The sequence below is a fragment of the Rhizobium sp. PDO1-076 genome, assembly GCF_000247475.1.
Lineage (GTDB): Bacteria > Pseudomonadota > Alphaproteobacteria > Rhizobiales > Rhizobiaceae > Allorhizobium.
On the sequence record NZ_AHZC01000037.1, the window covers coordinates 1 to 12147 of the forward strand.

General features: G+C 58.4%; 10 protein-coding genes. 9 read left to right on the top strand and 1 reads right to left on the bottom strand.

The genetic code is table 11. From position 1 onward, the window contains the following. From PDO_RS03380 to PDO_RS03395, 4 genes are all read left to right on the top strand, one after another. On the top strand, window positions 1–501 hold the full coding sequence (locus PDO_RS03380; protein ID WP_007597838.1) for a chemotaxis protein CheW: 501 nt from the start codon (window positions 1–3) through the stop codon (window positions 499–501). An 11-nt stretch (window positions 502–512) separates the two neighbouring features. Beyond that, on the top strand, window positions 513–1364 hold the full coding sequence (locus PDO_RS03385) for a CheR family methyltransferase (protein WP_007597840.1): 852 nt from the start codon (window positions 513–515) through the stop codon (window positions 1362–1364). Between the two features lie 7 nt (window positions 1365–1371). Then, a complete protein-coding gene (locus tag PDO_RS03390; RefSeq protein ID WP_007597842.1) occupies window positions 1372–2457 on the top strand; it encodes a protein-glutamate methylesterase/protein-glutamine glutaminase in 1086 nt (361 codons plus the stop codon). A 154-nt stretch (window positions 2458–2611) separates the two neighbouring features. Beyond that, window positions 2612–3337, top strand: coding sequence for a ParA family protein (locus PDO_RS03395; protein WP_007597846.1), 726 nt, complete (start codon window positions 2612–2614; stop codon window positions 3335–3337). An 11-nt stretch (window positions 3338–3348) separates the two neighbouring features. Here PDO_RS03395 and PDO_RS03400 read toward each other — a convergent pair whose 3' ends face one another. Next, complete coding sequence (locus PDO_RS03400; RefSeq protein ID WP_244426334.1) at window positions 3349–5043, bottom strand: chemotaxis protein; 1695 nt, start codon at window positions 5041–5043, stop codon at window positions 3349–3351. A gap of 849 nt (window positions 5044–5892) precedes the next feature. Between PDO_RS03400 and PDO_RS03405 the strand changes: the two genes are divergently transcribed. The 5 genes from PDO_RS03405 to PDO_RS03425 all read left to right on the top strand — a co-directional run. Continuing rightward, window positions 5893–6546, top strand: a complete 654-nt coding sequence (locus PDO_RS03405; RefSeq protein WP_007597851.1) for a helix-turn-helix transcriptional regulator — start codon at window positions 5893–5895, stop codon at window positions 6544–6546. A gap of 242 nt (window positions 6547–6788) precedes the next feature. Then, window positions 6789–8108, top strand: coding sequence for a nucleotide sugar dehydrogenase (locus tag PDO_RS03410; RefSeq protein ID WP_007597853.1), 1320 nt, complete (start codon window positions 6789–6791; stop codon window positions 8106–8108). Window positions 8109–8121: 13 nt separating this feature from the next. Beyond that, window positions 8122–9600, top strand: a complete 1479-nt coding sequence (locus tag PDO_RS03415; protein ID WP_007597855.1) for a glycosyltransferase — start codon at window positions 8122–8124, stop codon at window positions 9598–9600. 33 nt (window positions 9601–9633) lie between these two features. Further along, the gene (locus tag PDO_RS03420; protein ID WP_007597857.1) at window positions 9634–10755 is read left to right on the top strand and encodes a hypothetical protein; all 1122 of its coding nucleotides are present in this window, start codon (window positions 9634–9636) and stop codon (window positions 10753–10755) included. 59 nt (window positions 10756–10814) lie between these two features. Then, window positions 10815–12147: mannose-1-phosphate guanylyltransferase (locus PDO_RS03425; RefSeq protein WP_007597859.1), on the top strand; the 1333-nt coding region annotated here is incomplete at its 3' end.

The following is a 12147-nucleotide window of genomic DNA, read 5'->3' on the forward strand; positions in this document are numbered from 1 at the left end:
ATGATCATGAGCACAGCTTCAACTGAATCCCAGTTCGTCACATTCAGCCTCGGCGAGGAGATCTTCGCCGTTCCCGTCACCGTGGTCCGGGAGATCCTGGACCATGAGGATCCGTTCAAGATCCCGCATGGGCCGGACTACCTGCTCGGGCTTCGCGATGTGCGTGGCCAGGGCGTACCGGTCATCGATCTCAGGGTCCGGCTTGGCATGTCGAGGACGATCCGCACCAATGATACCCGCATCCTGGTCCTCGATATTCCGATCGAGGGCAAGACGCTGGCAATCGGCCTGGTCGCGGACAAGGTCTACGAGGTCACGCCGTTCCGGCGTGACCAGATCGAGGCTGCCCCGGATATCGGCGTCCGCTGGGGCTCCGACTACATCGCCGGTGTTGTCCGGCGCGAGACGGATTTCGTCGTGATCATCGATCTGGCGCGTTTGTTTTCACATTCAGACGTGAATGTGTCGGGCAGCAATGAAAAACAAGTGGCCTTTGGCTAAGGAGTGACTCGGTGAATGCAAGCTTAGCCCAGGTGCGGGGCGAGGACACGCTGGGTCCTCGCAATTATCAACAATTGGCAAAGTTCATCTATGACTATAGCGGCATCAAGATGCCGCCGAACAAGGTCACCATGCTCGAGGGGAGACTGCGCCGGCGGCTGCGTGCCACCGGCCTTTCGACGTTCAACGAATATTGCGATTTCCTCTTCAAGCAAGGCGGCCTGCAGAACGAGAGCATATTTCTGATCGATGCCGTCACCACCAACAAAACCGACTTCTTTCGTGAACCGAACCATTTCGCCTATCTCGAAGAGGTCGTCCTACCGGAACTGAAGGAACAGGGCGTCCGCCGCATGCGAGCCTGGAGCGCCGCCTGCTCCAACGGCGCCGAACCCTACACGATGGCCATGGTCATGGCTGAAGCGGCCCAGAACAATACCGGCTGCGATTTCAGCATCCTTGCAACCGACCTTTCCACGGATGTGTTGAAGACCGCAAAGGCCGGGATCTATCCCGCCGACCAACTGGACCCGGTTCCGCCACACATGATGGCGAAATACGTCATGCTGCCGAAGGACAAAAGACAAACCAGCGTCAGGATAACGCCGGCGCTGCGATCGAAAATCGGCTTCGGTCGGTTGAACTTCATGGACAAGACCTACCCGGTCGGCGATCCGTTCCACATGATCTTCTGCCGCAACGTCCTGATCTACTTCGACAAGAAGACCCAGGAACACGTTCTGTCGCAACTCTGCGCCAATCTCGTTCCGGACGGTTACCTCTTCATCGGCCATTCGGAATCCGTGACCGGCCTCGATCTCCCTGTCCGCCAGGTGGCGAACACGATCTTCAAAAGGATCTGAAGACCTCATGAGCAACAAGATCCGCGTCCTGATCATCGATGATTCCGCGTCTGTTCGCCAGACACTGACTGCAGTCCTGCAGTCGGACCCTGCCATCGAAGTGATCGGCGCCGCTTCGGATCCGTTCATTGCAGCCAAACGCATCCAGGAGGAGATACCGGACGTTATCACCCTGGATGTCGAAATGCCGCGCATGGATGGCATCACCTTCCTGCGCAAACTGATGTCGCAACGGCCGATCCCGGTGGTGATGTGCTCGTCCCTGACGGAATCCGGCTCCGAAACCCTGCTTCAGGCGCTCGAAGCCGGTGCCGTGGATGTCATTCTCAAGCCGAAGATCGGCGCAGCCGACTATCTCTCCGAGCAGGCGCTCCGCATCTGCGACGTGGTGAAGAGTGCAGCCCAAGCGAGGCTGAGGTCGACGAGGCGCATGCGTTCGGCCGCAGCCAGCGGCCCGACCGCCAAGCTGACCGCCGACGCCGTCCTGCCGCCACCGACGGGCAAGGCCATGGCCCGCACGACCGAAATGGTCGTCTGCGTCGGTGCCTCCACCGGCGGCACGGAAGCCTTGCGGGAAATGCTGGAGCGGCTGCCGGCCAACGCACCAGGAATTGTTATTGTCCAGCACATGCCGGAACGCTTCACCGCCGCCTTTGCCAAGCGGTTGAACAGCCTCTGCGAAGTCGAGGTGAAGGAAGCTGTCGATGGCGATCCGGTCCTGCGCGGCCATGTCCTGATTGCACCCGGCGACAAGCATATCCTCCTCGAGCGCCAAGGCGCCCGCTACCATGTTTCTGTCCGCGCTGGCCCGCTCGTTTCACGCCATCGCCCCTCTGTGGATGTGCTCTTCCGTTCGGCTGCACGCGCTGCTGGCTCCAATGCCATGGGCGTCATCATGACCGGGATGGGTGACGATGGCGCGCGCGGCATGGAGGAGATGCACCAGGCAGGCGCATTTACTGTCGCCCAGGATGAGGCAAGTTCCATCGTGTTCGGCATGCCGAAGGAAGCGATTGCGCGTGGCGGCGTCGACAAGGTCGTCTCGCTCGAGCTCATCGCAAGAGAAATCCTGACCGCCGACAAGCATCGGTAGGTCAGCGAATTTTTGTGCTATTTCAGGGACATCTGCAAGCTTCTGCCCCGGCACCTTTCCTCTTTGTTAACCATGTTTGGCAAGAGTGAAGACTGCACGATGGTTGTGCCTTGGCGAGCGATTCTGGCTCACGCGTTCAGACGAGGAGCAGACCATGGCCGTCATCACATTCGCCAATTCCAAGGGTGGCGCTGGCAAGACAACTGCCGTCCTTCTCCTCGCAACGGAACTCGTGCGGCGCAATTTCAGGGTCTGCATCCTGGATACCGATCCGCAGCGCTGGATCTCGAGATGGTTTGAAACCGCCGAGCAGCGACCGAACCTGACCGTCGAAACTTTTGTCTCCATGGCCACGATCCAGAAGACCGTGACCGAAAGCCAGCGCGACTGGGACTACGTGATTATCGATCTCCCCGGAATTCAGTCACCCCTGCTGGCAACCGCCATCGGCTTGTCCGATCACGTGATGATCCCTGTGCAGGGCAGCAGCATGGATGCCCAGGGTGGGGCGCAAGTGCTCGATCTGCTGCGCTATCTCGACCGGAAAGCCGGCATACGCATCGCCCATTCGGTAATCCTGTCCCGGGTAAATTCGTTTGTCACCACGCGCGCGCTTCAGGCAGTCAAGCATCTTCTCACCGAACAGCGCGTGCATGTGCTCGACACGCCGATCATCGAGCGCTCAGCCTATCGCGACATGTTCGATTTCCACGCCTACCTGCACCGCATGGATCCGGCCAAGGTCAGCAATCTCGGCAAGGCAATCCTGAACGCCGAACGTTATGCGGATGAAGTGTTGAAGCTCGTGCCGCTGGCACAGACAACCGAGCAGGTGCTGCTCGCCGCCCGAATGCTCGGACGGCTGGAGCACGCCGCTTAGCAACGGCCTGATCAGAACAGGGCGTCGGCAAAAAGATCGTCGTCGTCCATGATCTCGGTCTTGGCAGCTTCTGCCTGGGAAGCCGGGCCACCGGAATTTACGTTCAGATACCGCAGATGAATGTCTCTTTCCTGCGCCATCGTATAGATCCGGAAGATGCCCGATGAAAGCGGCTCGATCCGGGATGCGAGATCGAGCGTATCCGGCAGAGCGTCGGCGGCCATGTGGGCTGCAAGCCCCAGGCATTGGTCCAGAACACCGCCAAGCTCGCTTTCGAAATCAAGCTTGGTCACGGCTGCGCTAATGCGCGCAAACACCGCCTGCCCCTCGACCGCGAATTCCTGCAGTCCCTTTTCCATCTCCGCGCCGACCGTCTGGACCGCTGCCAGCGCATTGCGCAAAGGCTCGCCGAGATTGCCGATGTCAGCGGTCGCTTCACCCGACAGGAACTGCGTCGCCGCTTCCACCGCATGAAGATCGGCCACGATCGCATCGGCCGGCGTTTCGAGCTTGCCGGCGAAAAGCCGAAGCTCGCCGCTGACCACATTCACCGAACGGCCTGCATCTCCCAGGCGCGAACAGCGCAGGTTGGAGTTGAGAGCCATGTAGTGGATATCGGTCTTGATCGAACGAATGACCTCGATCCCCTTCAACAGATGCTGGGCCGTCGCAGTCACCGAACCGACAACGGAATCAGACTCGCCACTGCGATCGCGCACACGTTCGGCAAGCTCGCAACCGACCCTGAGATCCGCCTCCATCGACTTCAGCGCATTGTGCTCTTCGCCGGCACCTTCCGACGTCACCTTGTCGCGCAGAACCAGGATCTGCGACGCATCGGCCGAGAAGCTTGCGATATTGGTCGAAATGCCACGGCACTGCCGGCGGAAATCGACCAGCGTTTCATCCAGCTGTGCATGGCACAGATGCAGAATGACCGTAGTCAGATCGTCGGCTTCCTGCGCTGAAAGCGCGCCACCTTCCGGCGAGGCGAGGAACGCGTCCAGCAGTTCGAACGTGCTTTGTACATGCTCGATACGCTGGCGGGTGATGTCGCCAATCTGCAAACCCGAAAGTACGCTGGCTATCTTGCCCTGAACCCGGCCGGTCACCTGTTTGACATCGCTGGCAACCGCCGACATCTGCGCATATTGCTGTGCGATGCGGCTCGAGCTCTGATCGAGATTGCTGACAATGCGTGGAACCGTGGTGTCGAAATCGCTGCGGATGCCTTCGGCAAAATCACGCGCGGTCCGCAACTGCGCCCGCATCACGCTCAGTTGCGCGACGAACTTGTCCACCTCTTCCGCGCCGAACTGCACCCGGTCGCGAATTTCATCGGCAAATTCCGCGAACTCGGCAAGTCCAGCACCGGTGATCTTCACCGTAATGGCGAAGGTACGCAGATAGCGGATGGTCTCGCGCATGTCGTCGAGGTGAAGGCTGCTCGAATGGCAAATGTCGGAAATCTCGACAAACTTCGTGTGCCGCGCTTCAGCGATCTTCGGCAGAAGCGCCAGATTGGAAACGGTGCTCCGCAGCCCCTTGACCGTCGACGCCGTGGTCTCCCCGTCGAGGGTATTCGTCAGGCGATCGAGGATATCGACCAGTCCGTTCAGGATTTCCATCACTGAAACAAGAACCGCGCCCGCGTCGAGAAATGATTTCTCGATCGCCGAATGAGCCAGATTGAGTTTTGAGACCAAGTCCGTCCGCAAATCTGGACCAACTGTCGTAAGCTTGAAATTATGCTTCACAACACACCCTACGCTACTTTGTAGAGGCTAACGTAACCGACACTGTGAAAAGAGTAGTAAATTCAGGGCGCAACAAATTGCGAAAGTCGGCCAATACGACTTGTGATGGGTTTTACAGTTAATGGATTTGCGTCAGCAATCCGCCGTTCTATCGAGGGGAATACGGTTGGCTCGTGGCAAGAGGCGCTGACGATCATCGACTCGGACGCCCCGCGATTGACGCCCCTTTACAACCCGTAGATCACATAAAATCACATTGCTGCAATTTCGCCTGATAGCGACGATATGACACTGCAAATCACTCGCGAGCAATTCGCGATCCCAACGGAAATTCGTGCGAAGAGGGTTTCGCGCGCGATTTCTGGACGTCGTGAAGGAAATTGGCTGGCCATGACTTGGCATTCGTCAACGGAACTTCCGGGCATGAAATGCTGGAGAAATGTCACCTGTCATTCCTTATAGGCCATGTGCTTTTTCGAAACAAAAAGCCCGTTTCACCTCTAAAGAGAGCAACCTGTGGCAGTCCAGCCGAACATAGTGATCCCCGTCACCTTGGGCGATACTTGCCTAATTTATTGATAGAAAAAGGAATTTACCGTATCAGCACAATGACGAGCAACTTAGTTATGTTGCACAACAACATAATCGACACAATTCTTGCCGCGTCGCAGCATCTTGACACCCCCTGCGTTCTCTCCGAACATGTTCTGGCCAAAGCTTGTCATTTGCGAACACGTTCGCCCGAGCGCATCGGTCAGTTTGGAGAATTTGTGGCAAAGTCGATCGATTGGAGCTGCAATGGAAAACACTAGCAAGATAAGGGTCCTTGTTTTGGACGAGAACCCGGTCCTGGTGGACGGCCTGAGCTTTCTGATAAATTCGACACGACAGCTGAAATCACTCTCGCTGACGCAAAGAGACATCAATCTGGCAGAAGCGATCAGGCGCCTGGCGCCGCACGTTATCGTAGCCGACCCAGGCTTCCTCGATCAGGCCCTGCGCGACGCCGAGATGGACTTGAAAGAACTTCAGGCCACGGCACGCATCATCGCCTATTGCGATGTGCGCGATACCTTGCCGGGAGAAACATATATCGCCAAGGGATATTCTGGCGTGGTCACCAAAACGGTTGCAAGCCCGAAGCTATTGCGTGCGATCAAGAGCATATACGCCGGCGACATCGTCATAGATGAATCCGTGATTGCATTGTCCGAAAGCGGAAACATCAACAACACGACCACAGAACCTGAACAAGGAAAGCTCTCCACGCAGGAAGAACTTGTCTTACGGTATGTTGCGCTTGGAAAAGCGATGAAAGAAATCGCTGCAGATATTCAGTTAAGCACAAAAACTGTTGAAACATACAAATATCGCGCGACAAAAAAACTATCACTTCGAACAAGATCAGACATAGTCAACTACGCAATTAGTGTAGGCTGGCTTCAATACTAACATTACTTGGTAAAAATTGATAGCGCGATGGATGTACGTCCATCGTGCTACTTTGCGTTATTTAAATCTCAATTGCTAATATTATGCTTTTATTAAATATTTATTAGGAATTTACCTGACATTTGTCGGGTCTTTCCTGACTTTTACTAACCAAACATAGCTGCCAATCCTAAAGACGGATTTAAACGATTGTTAACTACCGACGGGCCTCGAAGGCCTGCGGTCAACAACAAGGGCAGCACATGGCTAGGATCAGCGTATTTGGAATTGGTTACGTCGGCGTCGTTGCAGCAGCCTGCCTGGCCAAAGATGGACACGACGTCGTGGCTGTCGACATCGACCCTGCAAAGGTCGACACGATCAACAACGGACGCGCACCGATCGTTGAGAAGGGCCTTGATCCCCTGATCGAGCAGACTGTCGCCAGCGGCAAGCTGCGCGCCACGCTTGATATCCAGGATGCAATCGCTTCGACCGACGTGTCCTTCGTCTGCGTCGGCACCCCGAGCGCACCGGACGGCTCGGTTGGACTGACATATGTGATCAAGGCCTGCGAGGCGATCGGCACTGCAATTGCCGCCAAGGGGCGTTTCCACTCCGTTGTCGTTCGCTCGACCATCGTGCCGGGCAGCATGGAACAGGTCTGCATCCCGGCGCTCGAGCGCAGCACGGGCCTGATCGCCGGCAAGGATTTCGGCGTCGGCTACTACCCGGAATTCCTGCGTGAAAGCACAGCGATCGAAGACTACTACGATCCGGGCCTGATCGTTTTTGGTGCTCTCGACGAGCAGACCGACAAGGTCCTGCACGAATTGAATGACGCGCTTCCGTGCCCGTGCCACTCGGTTTCTCTCGCCACAGCAGAGATGATCAAATACACCAGCAACTCCTGGCGCGCCGTGAAAGTCACCTTCGCCAACGAAATCGGCAACATCGCCAAGGCGAGCGGCGTCGACGGCCAGTTGGTGATGAAAATCCTGTGCTCGGATCTCAAGGTCAACATCTCGCCCTATTTCATGCGCCCGGGTTTCGCTTTTGGCGGCTCCTGCCTGCCGAAAGATGTCCGCGCTCTGCGTCATCTCGCCAAGGAGAAGCATGTCGAGACCGCCCTTCTCGACGCGGTCCTCGAAGCCAACGAAGCGCAGATCGACCGCGCTGAGACCATGGTCTCGCAGATGGGCGGGCAGACGATCGGCATGGTCGGCATCAGCTTCAAGACTGGTACCGACGATCTGCGCGAAAGCCCACTCGCGAGCCTCGCCTCTCGCCTGATCGACCGGGGCTACGACCTCAAGATCTACGACCCCTTCGTGAATCAGGCATATGCGGAGGGCATGAGCGGCGCTGGGCGCGGCAATGACACCGCCATCGACCTGAAAAACAGGCTCGTCAGCGACCTCGACGACCTTGTGGACAATTCCGACGTCATCCTTGTAGGCAATCACTATGCCGAGGCCATGCCGGTTCTTGATGCATCCAGCGACAAGATCCCCATGGTCGACCTGCTCCGCATCCGCCCCGGCATTCGCTCCGCCGGAACCTACCAAGGCATTTGCTGGTAAGGAGCGCACCGATATGTTGGCCCACGTCATCTATCTCCTCATCATGACGATCTTGGCGCTCAGCGTGCCGCATCCGGCGGTTCAGACCGTCTCCGGCACTCTGATCACCGTCGGCCTCATTGGCGGCTGGCGCTATGCCTGGGCGGGGATCAACCTGGCGCGGGCCGCCTATTACCTCAACTTCGCCTATCCTCGCCGGCGCAAAAACGCCGTCGAGGCCTATCAGGCCCGCGGCTTGAAGGATCACACCTTTTTCCTCGTAACCACCTACAAGATCGCTCCGGATATCTCGACCCGGGTCTATCGTTCGATCTTCGAGGCGGCCTATCACGCCAAGGGTGGCGCCACCATCGTCGCCTCAATCGTCGACGAAGCCGATGCACGGCTGATCCGACAGGTCATGGCCTCGGTCGCCTCCCGCGATCCCGGCTCCGAAGCGATGGTTGCCCTGAAGATCGACAAGATCGCCGGAACCGGCAAGCGCGACGCACTCGCCACTTCCCTGCGTTCGATCGCCAGGCTCAATCCGGGTCGCAACGATATCGTCATCTTCGTCGATGGTGACAGCTGCGTACCGATCGACGTCATCGACCGCAGCCTGCCCTTCTTCACCGACCCATCCGTCGGCGCCGTCACCACCGATGAGTACAGTGACACCAAAGGCGGGCGCCTGTTCCGCGACTGGTTCGACCTGCGCTTTTGCCAGCGCCACGTGATGATGTCGTCGATGTCTCTGGGGGAGAGGGTCCTGACCCTAACCGGCCGTATGTCGATCTTCCGTGCCAATCTCGCCACCGACGGCGGCTTCGTCGATCTCGTCCGCAACGACTTCATCGACCACTGGCGCCTTGGCCGCGTTCACTTCCTCACCGGCGACGACAAGTCCACCTGGTACTGGCTGCTGCAGCGTGGATACAAGATGCTCTATCTGCCAGATCTGTGCACGGTTTCGATCGAAACCCAGCCCAATTCCGGTTTCATGGACTCCGCGACCGTCCTGATGACCCGCTGGTTCGGCAACATGCTGCGCACCAACGCCCGTGCGCTTGCCCTGCCCGCCTCGCAGATCGGTTATTTCACCTGGTGGTCGATCCTCGACCAGGCAATCTCGATCTGGACTACACTCGCCGGTCCGGCCAGCATCCTGCTGGCGACCTTCTTTGTCAGTCCCTGGATCCTGCCCCTCTATTTTGCCTGGGTAATGTTCACCCGCTACTGCATGTGCACGATCATCATGGCGTTCCGCAAACGCAGCTTTCCCGTCACCTTTCCCTTCCTGCTCTACTTCAGCCAGGTTGGCGGCGCGGTGATCAAAAGCTTCATCCTCTTCCGCCTCGACCGCCAGCGCTGGACCCGCCAGTCCTCGGCGAAAACGGGGAGTTTCAGCCTGCCTCTCGGCCAGCGGCTGAGGGCCCACAGTTCCACCTACATGCATGGCCTTGCCCTCGGATGGCTCATCCTCGGCGTGGCTTATGTCGGCAACCTAATCTAACCGCGCCCACCCTAACAGCGAAGGACCGTGACAATGGACATCGAGAAAAAGCCCGCACGAGACACAGCTTCACAGGCTTTGGCCACCCAGGCCGCAAACGTCCCGGTCCTCCTGGACAACGGCACGGAGCACCCAAAAACCAACATCCCGTTTTCCGCAATCATCGACGGTCGACAGTTCAGCGGCCAGAGCCTGTCCCTCGTGTCGGCAACAGTTGCCGGTCTTTCCGGACCGGAATTGGAAGGGAAGCAGCGGATTGCCGTTCTACGCTTCGATTTCGACGGCTACACGATCGCGCTACAGGTCGATGTCCGCATCAGCCGCATCCAATCCGAAACCGGTGAACTGCGTCTCGATTTCATCGAGCCGACCGGCGAACACCTGCCGACGCTGCGTTATCTGCTCAACAGCCATATCGCCGGTGATATCACCTCCATCGACGGCATTATCAGTCGCCGCGAAAAGGCTGGTGTGAGCAATACCAAGAGCCAGGGGGCAGCGACGACATTCGGCGGCTATGTCGGGCGCGGCCTACGCGTCGCGGCAACCGCAGCGCTCAGCCTCGCGCTCGCCGCTGTCGCTGCAAACCTCATCTACCAGCGGGTATTCTCCAAGGAAGTCACCCAGCTCGCCACGCTTTCCGCCGGCGGCCAGCCTCTGCGTGCGGTGGCAAGCGGCCAGATTTCCTATCTCAACCTCGGCGCTGCGAAGGGTGAAGTCCTCTACACGCTGCAGGCCGTCTCCGGCGACACGCTCAGCGTCAACATGCCCTGCGACTGCAAGATCCTTCCTGGCGCCGCGATGGAAGGCTCAACCGTCATGGCCGGCGACACCGTAGCCGAAGTCGTCTCCGGCGAAACGGCACCGGTCGTCGTTGCGACCGTCAGTGCCGACCAGGCCAAGCTTCTTGTTCGCGGCGACATCGCCGAACTCAAATTCCCCGATGGCCTGGTGGCCTACGGCAAACTGACCGCTGGTGCACAAGCCCTGACACCGGTCGGCACGCAAGGCGAGATGCGCGCCGTCATCACCCCGGATGCCACTCTCGGTGGGGAAGCCGTCGGGTCGCCGGTCTCCGTGCGCATCATCAGCAACCGCATTTTCGCCATTGGCCAGCAATTCGGCCTGATGTCCTCCAACCGCACGGCCGGCTGAGAACCGCAGCAAGGCAGACAATCCCGCGCAATCGACAAACAGGATTCACAGGAGCAGTCATGCAAAACGTCCACCCCCTCATCCTGTGCGGCGGCATCGGCACACGCCTTTGGCCCCTTTCCCGCACCGAGCACCCGAAACAGTTTCAGCGTATCGACGGCAACTCGGAGACCACCTTTTTTCACGCAACGGTTGAACGCCACCGCATGCCAGGCTTTGCAGACCCCATCGTCGCTGTCAGCAGTTCGCATGTCGCAACCGTGATGCGACAGTTGAACGACCTGAATTGCCCGGCTCGCATTATCGCCGAACCGATCTCCCGCAACACCGGCCCCGCAGTCCTTGCCACAGCACTCGATCTTGCTGAAACCGATCCGGCAGCGCTGATCTGCGTTATCCCGTCGGATCACATCGTCAAGGGCGACCTGACAGGCAATGTTCTGGCCGCCCGTGCAGCCGCCGAAAGCGGTCACATCGTCCTATTCGGAGTTACGCCCGAATATCCGGAAACCGGTTATGGCTACATCGTTGATGGCGGGCCACTGGATATGCTCGACTGCGCCCGAAAAGTTGCAAGCTTCATTGAAAAGCCTCCGGTTGAAATTGCAACATCCCTAATCAAGGCAGGCAACGCCTATTGGGCGTCTGGCATCAGCCTGTTCCGCGCCGATGTGCTGATCTCAGAATTCCAGCGCCTCGATCCCACCACCTATGAAGCGGTCAGCAACGCCATCAAGCTTGGCCTGCAGACCGAACATGCCCTCTATCTGAATGCCGAAGCACTGTTCTCTGCAGCGAACCTCCCGACGGAATCCATCGTCTTCGAGCATTCGCCCCGCACTGTGATCGCGCCGCTGCAGGTGGCGTGGAGCGATGTCGGCGCCTGGAATGCGCTTCATCACATCGCGGAAAAGGACGAAGACGGCAACGTGTTGAGCGGTGACGTCATCAGCATCGACACCTGCAACTCCTACATCCGCTCGACAAACAAGCTCGTGGCAGTGATCGGCATGCAGGACGTGGTCGTCGTCGACACCGACGATGCCCTGCTGATCACCACCCGCGACCAGGCACAACAGGTGAAGCAGATCGTGAAAAAGCTCGAAACCATCAAACGTCGTGAACTGGCCGAGCATGCCCGCAACCAGATGACCTGGGGCGAGATCCGCCGCGTGCAGAGTGGCCCAGGCTATGAATTGCGCATGATGACATTACGAGCTGGCAGCATGCTGCCGATGCTGGAGGACCTGACCTCTCACCGAATGCTAACGGTGACCAGTGGCTCCGGTCTGCTGAAAACCGGCGTCGTCACCCGCGTGCTGCATGTCGGCGACAATTTCGAAGTACCGCCGGGTGAAGCCACCATCATCTATTGTGGACCGGAAGCCGAGA